We start from the raw sequence: 19811 nt of genomic DNA, 5'->3' as shown, positions 1-19811 counted from the left end.
GCCTATTTTTTCAACGTGGCTTTCAGGCTCTATCCCTTATGAAACAAGCGGTTTAGCCATGTTGTCACCCGTTAAGCCAGAAAATATTCTATTTGCTAATATTTAAAAATGCCACAGTGCTTGACCAATTAACGGATTGGTTGAGTAAGTAACGAATAAACAAATTTTTAATAGTCTGTATTTCCTCAGTTGTCAAATTTGCAGCCAGACGATCGGCAAAACTTGGTCGATTAAGATTAGAAGTAAATAAACGCTTGATAAAATTATCAGAGATGTGCATTTGTGTCAAATACTGTTCAAGAACCACTTGTACGTAGTGTCCATTTGAAACAAAAGCGTGACGCAAATCGTCAGCGTCCCAGTTAAGCATGGGGTCAGAGGTATCTGTATAAATAGCTTCTTCTGCTAAAACTAATCGCTCATACAATTGGGCATCGAGATTTTGGCTGGGCAGTAAGCGGTAAAATCTTTGGGTATGACGAGGTACTGTCTCAGCTAAAATAAGCTTGACTGAGTGCGGAAGCAATTGAGCTAAAATTTGAGCAGCAAGTCCCTTATCTGATTCCGAGGCTAGTATATTGCGCCCGATAATAGAGTCAAACTGTACATTTGGTGCAAGAGATGCCAGCATAGCAGGTATCTGTGCAGCAGATGCAGTAAAAACTATTGGTCGCATTGTTTCAGGAAGTGCCGCAGCTTGTTCAATTAAAGCATTGGCATCAGAGCTATTGCGAACACAGGCATAAACCCCACCTTCAGGAACTTGCCGGATTGCTTCCCAAGTAAGTAAACCAGTGGCGGCATTTAAATCCAATACTAAATGATGACGTTGTAATTGAGCGAAAGTGAAAATGCGATCGCGCACAGATGCTAATTGTGTACTTACCTGAGAAAGTGTGCGTTGCAACCAGCGCTCATCTGCTCGGTCAACAGTTCCATAAGTCATGATTTCCATTGGTGCAACACCAATACCTTCTACTATTGCAGCAAGTTGAGCTTCCCGACGACGTGCCACTTGTGTAGCGATTTGGTGTTCATAACCTTGGGTTGATGGTTGGTAAAACAATTGACCTTGCAAGCTGGTGGGTAAATATTGCTGTTCTACCCAATGATCTCGATAAGCGTGAGGATAGAGATAACCTGCTCCATGCCCAAAACCTTTTTTATCCCGATTGGCATCTTTAAGATGAGTGGGAACTTCTGCAACATTTTCAATTTCTACTGCTGCTAAAGCATCAAAAAAACCCATAAGGCTGTTGGACTTGGGTGCAGTCGCTAAATAAAGTACTGCCTGTGCCAAATGATAACGTCCTTCCGGCATTCCCACGCGATCGAATGCTTCGGCACAGGCATTTGTGACCACAACCGCTTGTGGGTCAGCCAATCCGACATCTTCGCTGGCCAGAATTAACATCCGACGGAAGATAAATCGGGGGTCTTCACCTGCATAAACCATTTTAGCCAACCAGTAGAGTGCTGCATCTGGGTCAGAACCTCGTAAGCTCTTGATAAAAGCACTAATGGTATCAAAATGGGCATCCCCTTCTTTGTCGTATAAAACAGCACGCTGCTGAATTGATTCTTCTGCTACTGCTAGGGGAATATGAATAACACCTGTAGCATCGGGTGGTGTAGTCTCTACAGCCAGTTGCAAAGCATTCAATAATGAACGAGCATCACCGTTAGCAACATTAACTAAATGATCTAAAGCATCTGCTTCAATTTGTACTGTTAACTTGCCATAACCGCGTTCAGAATCAGCTAGTGTTTGCTCAACAATTTTATATAAATCTTTATCAGTTAATTGCTGAAGTTGAAAAATCCGCGAACGGCTGACAAGTGCTTTATTGACTTCAAAAAAAGGATTTTCGGTGGTAGCACCAATGAGAATGATTGTACCATTCTCTACCCAAGGCAATAGAGCATCTTGCTGAGACTTATTAAAGCGATGAACTTCATCGACAAAAAGAATAGTTCGTTGATTATGGAACTTGCGCTGTTGTTGGGCTATTTCAATTGCCGCTCGAATTTCTTTAACTCCCGAAAGTACAGCATTGATAGCGATAAAGTGAGCGCGAGTGCTGTTGGCAATAACCCGCGCTAAAGTAGTCTTGCCAGTTCCTGGTGGCCCAGAAAAGATTAATGAAGACAGTTGATCCAAGCTAATAGCACGCCGCAGTAGCCTTCCTTGTCCGATAATATGATCTTGACCAACAAATTCATCAAGTGTCCGTGGACGCATCCGAGCCGCTAGGGGTGCTTCTTCTTCAGTTATTTTTGCAAGATGCTGGTCAAATAAATCCATTATTTAATTACTGCCAACTCTGATTTTTAAGAAAAATAAATTACTATCTGATTAATTCTGACAACATTTGCTCTAGAATTTCTTCGTCTAAGGAGTGCAGCATTGGTGGGCACCAAGAAATTCTTTGATCGCCCAAATCAAATCAATTGTCTTTTCTGAGAAATTCCTCATCGTAATGTCGCATACTCTATTGGCTGTCTCTTCTATCCACTGGGGTGTTATTCTTCAGGTTTTTGAGTATACATTCTATGCATATCTGAGAGTTGCAAGGATTTTTCATCTAAAATCCCAAATTGGTATGATTTATTTTTCGGAAATCCCTGAGTATAATTCTGATACCAATTGAAAAAGAATCCAGAAGCAGAATTCAAAAGTCACAACTTTCGTAGTGAGGGTCTTAAACCTCTGTAATTTATCCACCAGTCGGACTTCAATACAAGCAAGAGAATTCTGGCGAAGGTCGCTGGAGTGCGATCGCAGCAATTGATGAATCTGTACTGACTCCGGTGTTAAGTGCAGCACTCTTTGCTTGCTTGACGCGGCGAAGCAGACTTTGCCAACAAACTTTTGTCAGCCATACGCTATCAGTTTGGTGGGCATTATAAAAAAGCTAATTCCTAAAGAGGTTAGTCATGGGAACTCCTGATTCAGACGCACTAGTATTTTTTGGGGCCACAGGTGACTTGGCCTACAAGAAAATCTTCCCCAGCCTTGAGGCAATGGTACGACGGGGCAATCTTAATGTCCCAGTAATTGGGGTTGCCGGACGACCTTGGACGACGGAGCAACTTAGAGAAAGGGCACGTGATAGCTTAGAACATCATGGTGATATAGATCAAGCCGCATTTGAGAAACTTTCTGGACTACTCCAGTACGTTGCTGGTGACTACAACAAACCAGAAACTTACGAAAAATTACGTCAAGCCCTTGGTGATGCCACTCATCCCCTGTACTATCTGGCAATTCCACCCAGCCTGTTTGCACAAGTAGTATCAGGATTGGGCGAATCAGGGTGTGCTAAAAATGCGCGGGTGGTAATTGAAAAACCATTTGGACGGGATTTGGAATCAGCACGCGAGTTAAATAAAATTCTGGCATCAGTTTTTCCCGAATCTGCCATCTATCGCATCGACCATTACCTGGGCAAAGAACCACTGCTGAATTTACTCTATTTTCGGTTTGCCAACTCTTTTCTCGAAGCCATCTGGAATCGCAACTATGTTGAAAGCATCCAGATTGTGATGGCAGAGGACTTTGGCATTCAAGGAAGGGGGCGCTTCTATGAGGAGACTGGTGCAATTCGAGATGTGGTGGAAAACCATATGCTGCAAGTATTGGCTTCAGTGTGCATGGATGCTCCCGCCAGTACTGCTACCGATTCCATTCGGGATGAAAAAGAGCGTATTCTCAAAGCTATACCTTCAGTGCAACCTAATGAGATTATTCGCGGTCAATTTTCTGATTACCGCAATGAAGAAGGTGTTTCGCCTGACTCCCAAGTAGAAACTTTTGTTGCCGTGCGGTTATTTATTAATACGTGGCGGTGGTCAGGAGTTCCCATCTACATCCGGGCTGGGAAGAAATTGCCTGTTAAAACTACTGAGGTGATGGTCAAATTCAAGTGTCCACCTTTAGACGTGTTCCAGGAGGGAAGACAAGAAAACGCTAATTATGTTCGTTTTTTACTAGATCCAGAGGTAATTGTGGGATTGGGCGCTCGCACTAAAATCCCTGGAGAAGATATGATCGGCTCTGCGGTTGAACTCCTGGCCTTTTACGGAGGTGGGGACGAGATGGAACCCTATGAACGTCTATTGGGTGATGCCATGCGGGGCGATCCCACCTTGTTTGTACGGGAAGATACTGTAGAAGAGGAATGGCGGATTGTCCAGTCAATTCTCGATAACGTCACACCCGTTTACGAGTATGAGCCAAATACATGGGGGCCACCTGAGTCAGATCAACTGCTCTTGCCAAAGGATCAGTGGTATAATCCCTTGTCTAGAGAGTAGTATATATTACTCATAATCTGGGCAATATCAAGGAATTTGGCGAGATGCGATAATTTTAATCATTTAAAAAGTATTTTTTGCGCATTTAGCAGGAGATGCCGTTTACTTATAAATCCTGTATTCAACCTGTGACAGATGAGTTAGCAATTCGCGGTTATCACCAAGAATGGAAGCGCCTAATGAAAGCTAATTTCAAACTAACCGCACAAGCAGTTGAACATGATTAGGCAATCCAAATGAAAAGACCTAGATTTATTGAGCGTCATCACCTGTGGACAGAAAACCAAAAAGAAGCATCTGAAAAGATCGAGGCTGTTGTCAAAGAACGGGATCTATTGTTGATTCGTACCGCTTGGTCAGACCAGCATGGGATTGTTCGCAGCAAATCGCTCTTACCGCAGACATTTTTCAGCGCCTTAGAAAACGGTATGCAAATCAGCACAGGCACATTCCTGTTTGATACTGGTGGTGCAATAGTATTTAACCCGTTTGTTCCTGGCGGTAGTTTAGATATGCCTTTGATGACAGGTGCGCCAAATCTTGTGGCTGTTCCCGATCCTGATACCTTCAAAATTCTGCCTTGGGCAAAACGTACTGGCTTTATTCTCTGTGACGAGTACTTTCAAAATGGTCAGGTAATGCCCTTTTCCAGTCGCGGTATTTTGCGCCAATCATTGGTAGAGTTACATCAAAGAGGATTAGAGCATATTGTCGGCTTAGAAGTTGAGTGGTATCTAGCAAAGTTGTTAGATCCGATGTTAGCGATCGCTAATGTTGGTACTTCTGGAAAACCTGGTGAAACTGCGAAAGTTAGCGCTGTAGAGCATAGTTTCCAATATCTTTTAGAATCCCACAATCCAGAGATTCACGACTTGCTGCGCGTTCTGGCAGAAAACTTAGTTGAAATGGAATTGCCTTTAAGGAGTGTAGAAAACGAAGGAGGTGCGGGTCAATTTGAATTTACCTTTGACCCGATTCCGGCGTTGCAAGCTGCGGACACAATGATAATATTCCGAATGGCGACCAAGCAAATCTGCCGTTAACAAGGTTACATCGCATCATTTATGTGTCGTCCAGGATTGCAAGGTTCTTCTTCCAATGGCTGGCATTTGCACCAATCCCTTGTAGACGGAACCACAGGCGAGAACGCTTTCATGTCTGCAAACTCCAAATCCCTGATGTCAGATTTAGGTAAACACTTCGTTGGTGGTCTTCTTAAACACGCCAATGCCGCTTCTGTGTTTACAACCCCAACAATTAACGGCTACAAAAGATTTAGGCCTTATTCCCTAGCACCTGACCGTGCCGGATGGGTATTGGAAAACCGAGGGGCAATGATTAGATTACAAGGCGGTTATGATGACCCCACCACCCACATTGAAAACCGAGTTGGAGAACCAGCAGCCAATCCTTATCTGTATATGGCATCGCAATTGATTTCTGGATTAGATGGTGTAGATCGTAAACTTGACCCTGGCTCCCCAACAGAATCACCTTACGCTACAGAAAGTCCGACCTTACCCAAAAGTTTGCCAGAGGCGATTTCATATTTGAGCCAAAGCGAACTTTTTTCTCAAAAAATGGGGCAGCAGTTCATCAACTTCATCATAAAGATGAAACAGAGTGAAATCAATCGCTTTTTGCAGTCCGTCGCCGATCGGCCACCAGAAGACTACTTAAAACAGGTGACTAACTGGGAGCAAAGAGAATATTTTGAATTATTTTGAAGTGAATAATTCTTGGAAATGTCGCGCTTTTAAAGATCGGCCCGTACATCCTTGCTTAAGAAAAATTATTATATTTTTAACTTTATACAAGCATAATTGCACAAAAGTAAATATTTATCAAGGATGAATTAATACTTGTTTTGGTAAGTCAATACCTTTGCCACTTTACGAGGGTGAGTTGATGTATAAACTCTTATTTTGGCAAAGATATTGGTAAGTATTATGTCATATCATATAGGTACAGTATAAATTTAGATTCACTTGTTATAGGAGGAAGATTGTGTCTGAAAACAAACTAGAAGAGTTGAATGCACAAGCAGTACCATTCTTTGCTCGATTCTTGGAAGGGCAAAGCCTTGAAGACCTTTCTGATGAAGACTCAAAAGCGATTATTGGTGGTGGATGCAATAATGCCACAAAGAAGAATAAGGATGAACTTGTCCAAACTCTGAAGTTTCCATCCGATCAAGAAGATGGCGCAGTAACCAAGAAGTACCCTTCTGATAGTGATGAGTACGCTGTTACTCAGAAGTATCCTTCAGATGGTGATGACAGTTCGCCGTCTAAACCTGTATAGCTGCATACTTTTGATTAAACCAGAGATGCGGTTTTAAAACTATTGTCAGTATAAGAATACATTTAGCTTTGCCAACTTCATCTAGGGGTTGGCTTCCCATTAAAATTAAGTTCACTTTTTTAATATTTTGCTTTATCAAGAATTGACAATAGTGAAAATGCCAAAACTAATAAAAATCTTTTATGCACCTTGATCGTGATGTAGTTTTATTAATCACCCATAGTGGTGATTACTTTACAATAGATAGAGTTGCAGAAGCAGTTTCAAAACTAGGCGCACAGCCATTTCGTCTTGATACTGATAAGTTTCCGATCGCACTCCAACTCCAGGCTAATTTAAGTAACTCTGGTAGCAATCATACACTGCAATATAGCGATCGCTCCCTCAACACCGATCAAGTGCAAGCAGTATGGATGCGGCGTATTTGGCAACCCGATCTCGGTAAAGAATTGGCTCCACAATTTCAAGCAGCCTGTTCTAGTGAATCACTCGCAGTCTTAGATGGCTTTTGGGACAGCCTGAGAGAAGCTAAGTGGGTGGATGATTTACGCCAGATAAGTGCAGCTGAAAACAAGTTACGCCAACTGCGGGTTGCATCGGAAGTAGGTCTTGTCATACCTCGGACTCTTGTCACCAACAATCCTCAAGAAGCACGAGAATTTTTCCACCAAGTTAAGGGAAAAATGATTGTCAAGCTGCTCAGACCTCTTTCTTCTGGGATGCAAGTCTCCTCTTTTTTCATGTATACCAGCGTTGTTAAAGAAGAAGACTTACTTGATGCTGAAACACTGCGCTATTGTCCAGTTATGTTTCAAGAACAAATCCCTAAACAGCAAGAACTACGAGCAGTGTATGTGAATGGCAATCTCTTTGTCGGAGCGCTAGATGCGTCTAAGTATGCAGCATCTACCCAGGATTGGCGACGTGAGACAAAAGAGATTCTTACCTGGCAACCAGAGCAATTACCTGATAAACTAATCCGTCGTTTGGATGCCTTTATGGCTAAGTTTGGACTGATTTTTGGAGCATTTGATTTGATTAAAACGCCATCAGGAGAATATGTTTTTTTAGAAATTAATCCTACAGGAGAGTGGGGGATGCTGGAGAGAGATTTGGACTATCCAATTGCTCTAGCTATTGCATCTGCACTACTTTCAACAAGCCCGAAGTAAAATGCTCTTACTTAAAAATTCCCAACCAACTGATAACCCCTATATTTATCTGTAGCGTACTTCATTCTCCATATTTGTACATGACTATTTTAATTATTACTCACAGCCAAGATAACGAAAGTATTCCTCTAGTTATTCAGGCAATTGAAGCCCAAGGAAAGAAAGCATTTCGTTTTGACACAGACCGATTTCCCACAGAAATGCAGTTAGATATTTACTATGGTAGTACTAAGCGAGTGATTCTGAGTGTCGATGACCAGACATTAGATTTAAATGAAGTGTCAGCAGTTTGGTATCGGCGCATTGCAATTGGGTCAAAAATTCCCAACTCGATGGACAGGCAACTTAGAGAAGCCTCACTGAAAGAATCTCGCGTCAGCATTGAGGGAATGATTGCTAGTATCAGGGGGTTTCATCTTGACCCTCTGCCAAATATTCGCCGAGCCGAAAATAAGCAACTGCAATTAGAAATAGCAAGAGATATCGGTCTAGATACGCCTCGCACTCTGACTACAAATAATCCAATAGCAGTAAAGCAATTTGCCCAAGAGTGTCAGCAGGGAATGATTACCAAAATGCTCTCTTCCTTCGCTATTTATGATGAACGAGGGCAAGAAAAAGTTGTGTTTACAAATCCAATTTCATCAGAGGATCTAGACAACCTTGATGGCTTACGTTTCTGCCCAATGACATTTCAGGAGAAGATTGCCAAGGCATTGGAATTGCGGACAATTATTGTAGGTAAGCGTGTGCTAACGGCTGCGGTTGATTCTCAAGTTTTGGATAAGGCACGTTACGACTGGCGCAAACAGGGAATCGCCTTACTCGACGCTTGGGAATCATACACTTTGCCCGAAGATGTCGAAAAGAAATTGCTCAAACTCATGGCAGAATTTGGTTTAAACTATGGGGCGCTTGATATTATTTTGACTCCTGATGGTCGTCATGTATTCCTTGAAGTTAACCCAGTTGGCGAGTTCTTCTGGCTGGAACGCTGTCCTGGCTTACCGATTTCCCAGGCGATCGCTGAGGTTTTAAATAATTCAGCTAATTGATTACAACTTATCTTTAGCTGGCGTTGCGATACCGCGCTTAACTAGACCCGCTTCTAGTTCCTGAATGAATTTTAAATCTTCCTCCAATAGAGGCTGGCTTTCGCTAGAAGAAAGATTTTTTTCCATAAAAGCAAATGCTTGCCGAAATTGACGCGGATTTGCTTTAATTAGCGCGTCAAAGTGACAGGGAATAATCTGCTGAAAATCCCAATTGGCAACTGTATCAGCCCAGTTGAGGACTTGGCTTGGTCCTTGAGGAAAAATGAGGATTTGCAAAATCGGTGCGACAAATGGTCGTCCCTGACCTCGTAGAGCATCGAATGCCTGCTTCCAGTTTTCTTGCCAGCGAAAAGGAAATAAACCAAAGTACGTTTTTAGCGATCGCTGTGGTGCTTTGAGAGCATCACGAAACATCTGTCCGATTGAAGCAACTTCTAAGGCACTTGGACGGAAGTAAAGCGCAAACAGTGAAATGCGTTGCCATCCCTTGCGGCGGTTGTCTTCATTGTCGTCAATCGTTTCCCAGGCATTGTCCCTGGCATGAAACAGTAAGGGATAAGGATCTAATTGGAGGATTTCTGGTGGGTCAATTGGAACAGAAAGTATAGAATCAGTTACAAGCAGAGTGCGCGATCGCTTGTGAAACACTGCAACTTCTGCAAAAGATCCTCGTCCCAAGTCGATGTCCAATATTGCATAGTCAAACTCTAGAGCGAAGGGAGCAAGGCTTGAGTCCTCTGGGAGTTCTTGAGTTCGTTTTTGGGGAAAGCCTAGCCAACTAAGCGGCAGGTTGAACGGGAAACTCCACTGGTGCGGGGCAACAAAGACTTGTGCTTGAGGAAAGCGACGAGCAAAGGGGCCAACGAAGACTTTATGCTCCAAACCAGAACTGGTTGGCAGTAAGATGTACTTAACTTCACCGTGCTTTGCTACCAACTCATTAACCAAGCGGACACACTCAGTTGTTGGAGCAACGGGTGCATAGACCAGAAGTCCTCCCGCAGAGAGCTTGACGATAGTCATGCGAATCGGCACGATGGTGTAGAGAATGCCGTGAAGCTGATCGAATGTCCAAATAGTGTCCTGAACTATTTCCTTACGAAGTGTCCGCCGCCTGCCGTAGGGGTAAAGTGGGACAGCAGCCCAGAATGGCCATGACCAATCCTTGGGGTTGTTCAAAGAAGACATCCCTCGATCTTGTAGTTCAACCCTCGACTGAGATCCTTGTGAGTTCATCGTCGTTCCATTGTCCTGGCGTGGGCCAGTTATGAAAGTGCTGTAGTGGCTACAAGATTGATATAGCACGCTTGTCGAGCAAGGGCAACTGCCTACAATTGCAACCAGAAGGTATAGAATTTCAATTTTGAAAATTGGGATAAACGTTTTATGCAAATATACTGAGCCAGATAGCGAGGGGGAGTAAGGTAAAAATAATAACTCTTAACTCCTAACTCCTAACTTTTAACTCCTTCACGTTCCTGGTAAATTTTGCAAACGTTGATCCAAATGACTACGCTCTGCCAAAACCTTTACCAACGGGCCATGTGAAGTAAATTCTACAATACTGACCGAAGCAACAGGGCATCCCAAACGAAAACGGAAACGTCCCACATCAATCCCTAATACACTACACAGAATAATTCTGATAGTTGCCTTGTGTGAAACCACTAACACATTACCACTAGTGTAATTTTGCTTGATTTCTTCAATTACCTGCAAGGCACGATAAGCAATTGTAACCGCCATTTCTCCACCAGTAGGCGCATTCCAAGCGGGATCTGCTGACCAGCGAATATAATCATCGTGATATTCACGGCTAATTACTTCTGCCGTTTTTCCTTCCCACAAGCCATAGTTGATTTCCTTCAAACCATCCCTAAGTTGTGGTTCTATCCCTATTGCTTCATACAAAGGTTTTGCTGTCAATACAGTTCGCTGCATTGGACTACAAAATATTGCTGTCCAATCCATAAAACTATATGTGTCTGCAAAAGCCTTTGCCATCTCCAAGCCTTCTGGAGTGAGTTCTGAGTTTATAGAACCGCAAAAGGAATTATTGCGGCTGCATTCTGTCTGTCCGTGACGGAGGAAATAAAGAGTTAGGTTCACGGTATATTCTCATCGATTGTGAATTTAACAGCACTAACAATCAGATGTAGCTGAAGATAGTTAATGCCTGTGGTATATTACTACAATTGTTGAGATTTGAAATAATTTTCAGATTGGACAAAGTTGCCTTAGCTACGCTCGTCGTAGACATTGCTATTATTGCTTTCTAATAATTATAAGAATAAATTAAGCATAAATATAGAGACGTAATTAATTACGTCTCTATAAAAGAAAAGTTCTGTCAATCAAGCTAGTCCTTTATCTTTCAACGCTTGCTAAGAAGAGAATAAAGGTGCATAGCATTGAATGTTTAGCATTTCGTAATTTTTTCCTGCAAAAATGGAATCCACCCCATTTATATCCCTAGAGTTTCTGCAAAAAAAATCATGAATTACTAGTCAATGTTTTTCTTGACATTATCTTTTACGTCTTCTATTCCGTGACGTACTTCGCTTTCGGCTTGCTTTGCTTTACCTTTAGCTTTATCTTCTGGATCTCCAGTAACGTTTCCTAATGCTTCTTGGGCTTTACCTTCAACATTTTTGGCAGCAGCCTTTGCGCGATCTTCTATGCTCATTTTGATACTCCTGATTAAATTAAAAACTCATTTCAAAGCTATAAACAAACTAACTTTGAAACGTATTTGTTATTACTTTTACACAGTAACTTAAAGTTTTTGCTAAAGCCTTCTACCACAAGGCATATTAAACAATTCAAAATTAAAAACTCAAAACTAAAAATGAAGAAAAGTAATTGTAGTAAGCATCCTGGCTGTTGATCGAATGTAAATTAAAGTCAGGAGAGTTTAGTTACCTATGCTAAAAGACATAGAACAAATGTAAATACTGTAATATCTACTTTTTAAATAAAAAACCAGTTTCGTATAGAAACTGGGTTAATAAAGTTATAGGAATATTTTTTGTTTAATCGAGAAAACCCATCAGGCTTTCAGAATTGTCAATCTCATTTGGTGCTATAGGACGGTTCCCGAAGGTAGAATAACTATCAGAAATTGCCAATGAACTTGAGGCAATTGGACGAATCCCAGAGAGATTTATACTTTCAACGACTTGGAATGTGTTAGCGCCAATTGGACGAATACCCATTGAGTTATAGGTTTCAACTACTTCTAACGTGCTGGTGCTAACGGGACGCACCCCAGCAATTGAGAGGTGTTCAGCAACTTCTAAGTCGCTAGCGCCTATAGGACGAATTCCAGAAATGGCCAGTGTTCCAGAAGCTCCCACTGGCAGTTCAGTAACTTCCTCGACTTTATCTGCATTCAAGCTCTGGTCTGGTTGATTTTCAACTTCCTCTGTAGCTTCCCCTGGAGACTTGGCATACTTTTGCCGAGAACTGGTTGCTTTGCCAGCGTTGCTAATAGTCATAAACGAACACCTCTAGTTTGTTAATTGAATTTTACAATAATTAAGGAAAGATGAAATTTTTTCCCATATACCTTAAAGTTTAACCTTAAAAAACCTCATATAGATATAAGAATCTTTAAAACTAATACATAAGTAAATTCAAATTAATAATTTTTGTAAATAATTATTACTGTTTGTTTGGTCTATTAAGCCAGCTACAATGGATACAGGGCGGAATCGTCACCATGAGATAGGGTATTTACAGCAAAACTGTATGACAGAATTTTGTCTTCAAGCTCCCTTTAGTCCCACAGGCGATCAACCACAAGCGATCGCACAACTTTCTGCTAGTATCCAATCAGGCAACCGTTACCAAACTTTACTAGGAGCCACTGGAACTGGCAAGACATTTTCGGTAGCAGCAGTTATTGAGAAAATTGGCAAGCCTACTTTAGTTCTGGCGCATAACAAAACCCTGGCTGCACAGCTTTGTAACGAGTTGCGGGATTTTTTCCCCAACAACGCAGTGGAGTATTTTGTCAGCTACTACGATTACTATCAGCCAGAAGCGTATATTCCTGTTACAGACACTTATATTGAGAAGACGGCGGCGATTAATGATGAAATAGATATGTTACGGCATTCAGCGACGCGATCGCTGTTTGAACGTCGTGATGTCATTGTCGTTGCTTCTATCAGTTGCATCTACGGTTTAGGAATGCCAGCAGAATATCTTAAAGCTGCCATCCCCCTCCAGATAGGTATGGAAGTCAATCAACGCCAAATTTTACGGGATTTGGCAAATGTTCAATATAGCCGCAACGACATAGAAATGGGCCGGGGAAAATTTCGTGTCCGTGGTGATGTCTTAGAAATTGGCCCAGCTTATGAAGACCGAATTATTCGCGTCGAATTCTTTGGTGATGAAATTGACGCGATTCGCTATATTGACCCGGTGACAGGTGAAATTCTCAAGAGCTTGGAAGCGGTGAATATCTACCCAGCACGTCACTTTGTCACCCCAGAAGAACGATTAGAAGTAGCTTGTTATGACATTGCAGCCGAGTTAAAACAGCAAAAATTAGACTTAGAACAAGCTGGGAAATTATTAGAAGCGCAACGTATAGATCAACGTACACGCTATGACCTAGAAATGCTGCGCGAAGTCGGTTATTGCAACGGCGTTGAGAACTATTCCCGTCATTTAGCAGGAAGGCAAGCCGGAGATCCACCAGAGTGTTTAATTGATTATTTTCCTAAAGATTGGCTATTAATTATCGATGAATCTCACGTTACCGTACCCCAAATTCGCGGTATGTATAACGGCGATCAAGCGAGAAAAAAAGTTTTAATTGAACATGGATTTCGGCTTCCTAGCGCTGCTGATAACCGTCCTTTGAAAGCAGAAGAATTCTGGCAAAAAGTAAATCAGTGTATTTTTGTTTCAGCAACTCCCGGAAATTGGGAAATAGAAGTTTCTGAAGATCATATAGTTGAGCAAGTAATTCGACCAACTGGAGTGGTTGATCCAGAAATTTCCGTGCGTCCCACAGAAGGACAAATTGATGATTTGTTAGGTGAAATTAAAGATAGAGCCGACCGCCATGAACGAGTGTTAATTACCACATTAACTAAGCGGATGGCGGAAGATTTAACCGAATATTTGCAAGACCACGGTATCAGGGTACGGTATTTACATTCTGAGATTACTTCTATTGAGCGCATTGAGATTTTGCAGAACTTGCGCGAGGGGAAATTTGATGTTTTGGTTGGAGTGAATTTGCTGCGGGAAGGTTTGGATTTACCCGAAGTTTCCTTAGTAGCAATTATGGATGCAGATAAAGAAGGTTTTTTGCGAACCGAGCGTTCCTTAATTCAAACTATTGGTAGAGCCGCGCGTCACGTCCAGGGACAAGCGATTTTGTATGCAGATAATATGACAGGTAGCATGATTAAAGCTATTGATGAAACAGACCGGCGGCGTGGTATTCAAACAGCACATAATCGACTAAATGGGATTACACCGCAACCAATTGTCAAAAAATCAAGTAATGCGATTTTAGCTTTTTTGGATGTATCTCGGCGGTTAAATGCAACTGACTTGAAAGTTGTAGATGAACATATAGATGAACTGCCATTAGAACAGATTCCAGGGTTGATTACTCTGTTAGAAGCACAGATGAAAGAGGCGGCGAAAAAACTAGAATTTGAAGAGGCGGGTAAATTGCGCGATCGCATTAAACATCTGCGGGATAAAATGCTGGGACGTTAACGTCAATCTACTGAGTCTTCAATTGGAGTGTGATTGAGGATAAACTGATGACCGATTGTTAATTGTAAATATCACGGCGATGCCCAACTTGATGAATTGTAATGAGTTGTACTTCAGTATCAAAGGAATAAATAACCCGGTAGTCACCAATTCTGAGTTTAAACAAACCGCTTAAATCAGCACTCAAAGGTTGAGGGGTTAAGTCCTCAAAGTTCTCAGACAACCAGCGAATTTTACGCAAGATGCTCTCTTGAATAGTTGAGGTGAGAGTTTCAAAGCCGATAGTCGCCTCTGATTTAAATTCGATCTCGTAGCTCATTACCAGGACAATCCCAGGTTTTTTGCTACTTCCTCAGCAGAAATTCCACGTTCTCCAGATTGAGTACGTTGTAGGGAGTCAAGTAGTTGCTGTTTAACTTCTGGCTTTATTTGTTTGCCTTCATCAGGATCAACCAATAGAGATTGAATCGTTTCGGCAACAGTTTCTTGAATCAGAAGTTTGAGTTCTTCGATGGTCATGTCTTTGACTTGCATAGGGGATGATGGTTAGTGAGAACTGCTCTTACTGTTTTACTTGCTATTGTTGCATATTGCGGCGATCGCGGCGGCGTAACAAACCGCTTGCACATCGCATTAAGCATCTGCGGGATAAAATGTTAGGAAGTTAACGTGAATCTTATGCTGACCAATATTCGCCTAATTAGTGTTCGAGAATATCACCAAATGGCGGAAATGGGGATTTTTCATCCTGAAGAACGCTTAGAATTAATCGCGGGACAAATTATCAGAATGTCAGCAAAAGGAACTGCTCACGAATCAGCAATTACCCGCACAGAAAGGTTATTACGTCAACGTTTGGGTGACAAAGTTTTATTAAGAATCCAGTCACCAGTGCAACTTGACGATTACTCAGAACCAGAACCAGATATTTCAGTGGTGAAGCTGAATCCATTAGATTATGAGGATCACCATCCCAATGCTTCCGAAGTGTTTTTACTGATTGAAATAGCTGATTCCAGTCTTAAATATGATCGAGAAGTAAAAGCAATCGCATACTCTAAGTCAGGTATTATTGAGTACTGGATTTTAGATGTGAATGGACGCAAGTTATATATGTATCGTCTCCCCAGTCCAGACGGATATCACAGTGAGAGCATACTTGCAGAGGATGTGACAATTTCACCTTTAGCTTTTGGTGATTGTGCGATCGCAATTCGGGAATTATTGCGAAAAATCTGAGAGGCGATCGCCAGAAAGCATCTACGGAATAAAATGCTAGAGCATTAGTGCTTGGTTAGGGTAGCAATTCGGCGGATGTGGAAATAGTGATGTCTATGACGGGCTACGCCTACGCATATTTATATCGGCAAGTGCAGTCTGAAACCGAAACCACTAACTATTGAATAGATGAGCGATGAGGATGCTATTGCCCATTTTAAATCTAAATCTTGTTTGAATACCTCTTTTATAGAGCAATAAAATTGCGTGAAGTCCTTGATTATTCTGTACAATGTCTGTACTTAGAATTTTTATACTGAAACGTTAAGTAGAAGAAATAGTTAGATGCTTGTATAGTTAACTTAAAATTAGAGTTGATTCAAATGTCAGCACTTGGAAACTTTTTCCTGATAGACCCTAAGCAATGGATGTTCTCTACCCACGGCGACGTTGTAGAAGGAAAAAGACGTGCACAAGAATGGTTTGGGCGTTATGGAACCTACGAAGGAGCCGAACTCTATATAGAAGAGTTCGTTCGTCAATGGGCGTTATTTCAATTGCTTAATGCCTTTTTCTTACAAAGACATTACAATACGTTTCAGAAAACCAGGGGAACACGATCACCCAGCACGACTTGCATGAATTCAAATTTTTTCACTTACATGGAATTGAGAAATCTGACCGAATGGTTCGGATCGCCATGACTGATATGATGTTAAATGATGACGGTCATACCAACATACGAAATCAAGATGCTCTATTGAGCTTCGACAACTATCCTGATATAACTGCCTTGCGTCATGATGTGGATAAAGACACTTCTACCCTAGATCCTGCTGTTTTTGATGTGGTTTTAACGAACCCTCCTTTCGGCAGTATTATGCGTCAGGAAACAATGGAAATGCTTGGTCGATTTGACCTTGGGCACAAAAAGAAATCTTTGCCTCTTGAAATTCTTGGACTAGAACGAAGCCTTCAATTTCTAAAACCGGGTGGTCGTATAGCTATTGTTCTTCCCGAACACATGATGAAAGGGAAAAGTGCTGCTTTTGTTCGCAAGTGGCTTTATGGCGTTATTCACATAAGGGCAATATTCTTTTTTCCAGAAGAGGCGTTTATACCTTTTGGAGCAATGGTTAAAACTTGTCTTTGCATTTTTCAAAAATTTAAGAAAGGTGAATCTCCCAAAAATGAGGACACTACATTTCTTTGTGAGGTAGAAAATCTTGGTTATGAAGCCACAGGTAAGCCAAGAATCGGTTCAGAAGTGAGGAACGCAATTGCAGAATTTCATGCTCGATGTGATTGGGTATGAAAGTCTTAGACAAGAAGCTTGAAGAGCTCGCAATTGCAGGTCGATGGGATATAGACTTTCATTTGCCAGCGGAGGGAATTAGAAAGTTTCCACAAGATATAGTCGTCCGCATCCATGATGTGGCTGATGTTATGAAATTTAAACGCGATCCTGGGAGAAAGCCCGATGATATATTTCAATACATCGATATTGCGAGTGTGGACGTAGCTATAGGTGTCGTGTCTAATCCTCAAGAACTTAGGGGCGATGAAGCACCTTCAAGAGCACGTAAAGTTGTAAGGGCATTCGATGTCATTGTCTCTACATGCAGACCAACCAGAGGCGCAATTGCAGTAATTCCAGTAGAACTACACGATCAAATAGCCTCTACAGCTTTTTCTATTGTTCGAGCCAAGGATGGAATCAATCCATTTTATCTGCATTACGCTCTAAGGCTCCCAAGCACACTAGAGCAGTTTAGAAAATGGAGTACAGGCTCAAGTTACCCTGCTATTCTTGACGAAGATGTAAAAAAGACGCTCATTCCCTTACCAATTCATGAAGTGCAGGATCAGATTGCACAAAAAATATTGGCGGCACTACATGAGCGAGACATAGCACTTGCAGCAGCAAACGCAGGATGGAATGGAGTGCTTGATAACATCACAAATACATTATGCGGACATGTTGAGCTTTCTCATCCACTGTCAGCTAGTAAAGAAACAATTTCCACAATCGCTCAAGTTCGTCAAAAGCTGTCTGAACTTCCACAATTGAATACTGATGGTGCATCAAATGGTAATGGTAGTGATTTATTTGATGAGATGACCGACGAGTAAAATGCATCTAAGAACGCCCTGCACCCGACCGCCGAAAGGTTATCTGCTGGATGCTCTAGGTTCTCTGTGGGGGGTGAGCTAAACCGTTAGCTGGCTTAGGTTATCTGTTGAGGCACAACGGGAAAGCTTTCTTTTAAAGGCGATCGCTTAATTTGCTACACATCTGAAAAGCACATACCACTTTTAACCAGAATCATCGCCTACAATAGCGATTCTGACAAAGCGTGCGTAGGCATAGCCCGTCGTAGACATAGCCCATTTGTACTGCAAAGTGCAGTTTGAAACCGAAGCCACCGAAAAATAAAATCCCTTCCAGAAATTCCCCTAAAATTACAAGTAGAAGAACCTCTCAGGAGAAATCATGGCTATTGATGCAGAAATTTTACAAACACTAGATCAGATGCCAGAATCACTTAAACAAGAACTCTTGCATTATGCCAAATATTTAGTTGAGAATTATTCAAAGGCTGTTTCTCAGGAAAGTTTACAACAAAAAAAGCGTCGTTCTGGCATCTTAAAAGGAACTTTTGTTTTACCTCTGCCTGATGACTTTGATGAACCTCTTGAAGTTTTTAAGGAATATATGGAATGAGTGGTTTCCTTTTAGATACTCATACCTTTATCTGGTTAACTGAAAATGACTCCAGCCTTCCAGATAATCTGAGGATGATGATCAATAGTGCAGATATTGTTTATCTCAGTATCGTTAGTCTTTGGGAAATTGCCATCAAGTTGAACCTTGGCAAATTATCGCTTCAACAGAGCTATGAAACAATAGGTGCTGCAATCGACGCTTCAGATATTCTCATACTTCCGCTATCTTTTGCCGATACAGTTCAAGTTCGGAATCTCGCGCTACATCATGGCGATCCATTTGACCGAATGTTGATTGCACAGGCTATCAATCACTCCTTAATTATTATTAGCAGGGATAAAAAATTCGATGCTTATTCTGTTCAGAGGATGTGGTAATGCGTAACGAACAGGGGAAATGGGTGCTGTCGGAGTATAATTTGGACGATATATTGCGGCTGGAATCTGTAGATGTGGAAATTGCGATGTCTACGACGGGCTACGCCTACGCCCATTTGTACAGACAAGTGCAGTTTGAAACTGAAGCAACCGAAAATTGACATGATAGATAGTCAATCTTTCAATTTCACGCTATCTCCACAGATGCTTCGCATACAATGGTGAAAATTCTGAATAAGTTGTAAATAGTCACACTTCCTGAAAGGCTAATTTTGGATTAAACCAATTGTCTTATGCAAAATATCCCATATCAATATCGACTGCTGATTTTGTTTTTGCTGATGGGTTTGATTGTAGCGGTAGACTACTGGCGTAATCCAACAAAACCGACAAAACTTCAGGAATACTCGTTTTTAATCGTGTCCGGTTTAATCGGTGCTGGGTTTGGTATCGTTAACGATCAGATTACCTGTACTCTCTCACCTGCTTACTTTTATTACTTCAAAAATGTTCCTTATGATTCTAGTTTTCGCTGGGAAGTCAGTGAGGTTGGATTTCAGGCGGGGTTTTTTGCTGGTTTTTTAAGTTACGGCATATTTCTCTTGGTTAATCAGAGACGAAAGTTACCTTTGTCTTATCGTCAATTACTTAAAATGGCACGGTATCCGATTACTTGGGCAATTTTAGTTGCTCAGATCGCAGGATTCATATTTTATTATTTTCAATTTCCCTTCTTTGCCGATCAGATTACGCCAGTCGTTCAGCCAGCAGAAGTTTCCAAATTTATGTTGGTTTGGGGAATCCATATTGGACTTTACATCGGTGCAATCTTAGGAATTGTGCATGGTATAGTCAACATTCGTCGAAGAGTGCTACATCTGTCACTATAAGC

20 protein-coding genes and 2 pseudogenes are annotated in these 19811 nt (G+C 41.6%); 14 read left to right on the top strand and 8 right to left on the bottom strand.

The annotated features are described in order from the left end of the window. Positions 1-88: 88 nt before the first annotated feature. Both HWQ43_RS14720 and HWQ43_RS14715 read right to left on the bottom strand, forming a co-directional pair. The gene (locus HWQ43_RS14720; protein WP_292734834.1) at positions 89-2305 is read right to left on the bottom strand and encodes an AAA family ATPase; all 2217 of its coding nucleotides are present in this window, start codon (positions 2303-2305) and stop codon (positions 89-91) included. 303 nt (positions 2306-2608) lie between these two features. After that, the gene (locus HWQ43_RS14715) at positions 2609-2827 is read right to left on the bottom strand and encodes a hypothetical protein (protein ID WP_292734831.1); all 219 of its coding nucleotides are present in this window, start codon (positions 2825-2827) and stop codon (positions 2609-2611) included. A 110-nt stretch (positions 2828-2937) separates the two neighbouring features. Between HWQ43_RS14715 and zwf the strand changes: the two genes are divergently transcribed. The 6 genes and pseudogenes from zwf (at position 2938) to HWQ43_RS14685 (ending at position 8848) form a co-directional block, all read left to right on the top strand. Next, the gene (zwf, locus tag HWQ43_RS14710) at positions 2938-4317 is read left to right on the top strand and encodes a glucose-6-phosphate dehydrogenase (protein WP_292734829.1); all 1380 of its coding nucleotides are present in this window, start codon (positions 2938-2940) and stop codon (positions 4315-4317) included. A gap of 95 nt (positions 4318-4412) precedes the next feature. After that, on the top strand, positions 4413-4544 hold the full coding sequence (locus HWQ43_RS14705; RefSeq protein ID WP_292734827.1) for a hypothetical protein: 132 nt from the start codon (positions 4413-4415) through the stop codon (positions 4542-4544). A 9-nt stretch (positions 4545-4553) separates the two neighbouring features. Beyond that, positions 4554-6044 (top strand): annotated as a pseudogene (locus tag HWQ43_RS14700) (glutamine synthetase family protein). A gap of 280 nt (positions 6045-6324) precedes the next feature. After that, on the top strand, positions 6325-6621 hold the full coding sequence (locus tag HWQ43_RS14695; RefSeq protein WP_292734824.1) for a microviridin/marinostatin family tricyclic proteinase inhibitor: 297 nt from the start codon (positions 6325-6327) through the stop codon (positions 6619-6621). Positions 6622-6803: 182 nt separating this feature from the next. Further along, positions 6804-7793: an MvdC family ATP-grasp ribosomal peptide maturase gene (locus HWQ43_RS14690; RefSeq protein WP_292734821.1), complete on the top strand. Its 990-nt coding sequence runs from the start codon at positions 6804-6806 to the stop codon at positions 7791-7793. Positions 7794-7873: 80 nt separating this feature from the next. Continuing rightward, entirely contained in the window at positions 7874-8848 is a 975-nt protein-coding gene (locus HWQ43_RS14685) for an MvdD family ATP-grasp ribosomal peptide maturase (RefSeq protein WP_292734818.1), read from the top strand. Here the strand turns inward: HWQ43_RS14685 and HWQ43_RS14680 are convergent, their stop codons facing one another. The 4 genes from HWQ43_RS14680 to HWQ43_RS14665 all read right to left on the bottom strand — a co-directional run bounded on the left by HWQ43_RS14680 (position 8849) and on the right by HWQ43_RS14665 (position 12345). Then, on the bottom strand, positions 8849-10084 hold the full coding sequence (locus HWQ43_RS14680; RefSeq protein ID WP_292734815.1) for a DUF4336 domain-containing protein: 1236 nt from the start codon (positions 10082-10084) through the stop codon (positions 8849-8851). Between the two features lie 234 nt (positions 10085-10318). Further along, the gene (locus tag HWQ43_RS14675; RefSeq protein ID WP_292734812.1) at positions 10319-10957 is read right to left on the bottom strand and encodes a histidine phosphatase family protein; all 639 of its coding nucleotides are present in this window, start codon (positions 10955-10957) and stop codon (positions 10319-10321) included. Positions 10958-11351: 394 nt separating this feature from the next. After that, positions 11352-11534 (bottom strand): CsbD family protein, encoded by a 183-nt coding sequence (locus HWQ43_RS14670; RefSeq protein WP_099103871.1) that lies wholly within the window; start codon positions 11532-11534, stop codon positions 11352-11354. 346 nt (positions 11535-11880) lie between these two features. Further along, positions 11881-12345 (bottom strand): hypothetical protein, encoded by a 465-nt coding sequence (locus HWQ43_RS14665; protein ID WP_292734809.1) that lies wholly within the window; start codon positions 12343-12345, stop codon positions 11881-11883. A gap of 253 nt (positions 12346-12598) precedes the next feature. Here HWQ43_RS14665 and uvrB point away from each other — a divergent pair, with 253 nt between their 5' ends. Further along, a complete protein-coding gene (uvrB, locus tag HWQ43_RS14660; RefSeq protein ID WP_292734806.1) occupies positions 12599-14596 on the top strand; it encodes an excinuclease ABC subunit UvrB in 1998 nt (665 codons plus the stop codon). A gap of 58 nt (positions 14597-14654) precedes the next feature. On the opposite strand, the gene HWQ43_RS14655 is transcribed toward uvrB, so the two are convergent. Together HWQ43_RS14655 and HWQ43_RS14650 are read right to left on the bottom strand one after the other, a co-directional pair. Further along, positions 14655-14915 carry a type II toxin-antitoxin system RelE/ParE family toxin gene (locus HWQ43_RS14655; RefSeq protein WP_292734803.1) on the bottom strand — a complete coding sequence of 87 codons (261 nt, stop codon included), beginning with the start codon at positions 14913-14915 and terminating at the stop codon, positions 14655-14657. Further along, positions 14915-15130: a hypothetical protein gene (locus HWQ43_RS14650; protein ID WP_292734800.1), complete on the bottom strand. Its 216-nt coding sequence runs from the start codon at positions 15128-15130 to the stop codon at positions 14915-14917. The genes HWQ43_RS14655 and HWQ43_RS14650 overlap by 1 nt, the downstream gene beginning before the upstream one ends. A 144-nt stretch (positions 15131-15274) precedes the next feature. Here HWQ43_RS14650 and HWQ43_RS14645 point away from each other — a divergent pair, with 144 nt between their 5' ends. The 7 genes and pseudogenes from HWQ43_RS14645 (at position 15275) to HWQ43_RS14615 (ending at position 19809) form a co-directional block, all read left to right on the top strand. Beyond that, positions 15275-15835, top strand: a complete 561-nt coding sequence (locus HWQ43_RS14645) for a Uma2 family endonuclease (protein ID WP_292734797.1) — start codon at positions 15275-15277, stop codon at positions 15833-15835. 595 nt (positions 15836-16430) lie between these two features. Beyond that, positions 16431-17129, top strand: a pseudogene (locus tag HWQ43_RS14640) (N-6 DNA methylase); the annotation flags it as partial. Continuing rightward, positions 17126-17947 (top strand): restriction endonuclease subunit S, encoded by an 822-nt coding sequence (locus tag HWQ43_RS14635; RefSeq protein ID WP_292734794.1) that lies wholly within the window; start codon positions 17126-17128, stop codon positions 17945-17947. The pseudogene HWQ43_RS14640 and the gene HWQ43_RS14635, both read left to right, overlap by 4 nt. Before the next feature lie 361 nt (positions 17948-18308). After that, positions 18309-18539: a DUF2281 domain-containing protein gene (locus tag HWQ43_RS14630; protein WP_292734791.1), complete on the top strand. Its 231-nt coding sequence runs from the start codon at positions 18309-18311 to the stop codon at positions 18537-18539. Beyond that, positions 18536-18919 (top strand): type II toxin-antitoxin system VapC family toxin, encoded by a 384-nt coding sequence (locus tag HWQ43_RS14625; protein WP_292734788.1) that lies wholly within the window; start codon positions 18536-18538, stop codon positions 18917-18919. The genes HWQ43_RS14630 and HWQ43_RS14625 overlap by 4 nt, the downstream gene beginning before the upstream one ends. Continuing rightward, the gene (locus HWQ43_RS14620; RefSeq protein ID WP_292734785.1) at positions 18919-19080 is read left to right on the top strand and encodes a hypothetical protein; all 162 of its coding nucleotides are present in this window, start codon (positions 18919-18921) and stop codon (positions 19078-19080) included. The genes HWQ43_RS14625 and HWQ43_RS14620 overlap by 1 nt, the downstream gene beginning before the upstream one ends. Positions 19081-19212: 132 nt before the next feature. Continuing rightward, positions 19213-19809, top strand: coding sequence for a hypothetical protein (locus HWQ43_RS14615; RefSeq protein WP_292734782.1), 597 nt, complete (start codon positions 19213-19215; stop codon positions 19807-19809). Positions 19810-19811: the final 2 nt, after the last annotated feature.

Origin of the sequence: Nostoc sp. JL31 (assembly GCF_017114965.1) — a bacterium.
Taxonomy (GTDB): Bacteria; Cyanobacteriota; Cyanobacteriia; order Cyanobacteriales; family Nostocaceae; genus Nostoc; species Nostoc punctiforme_A.
This window is presented reverse-complemented; position numbering and strand designations above follow the sequence as displayed.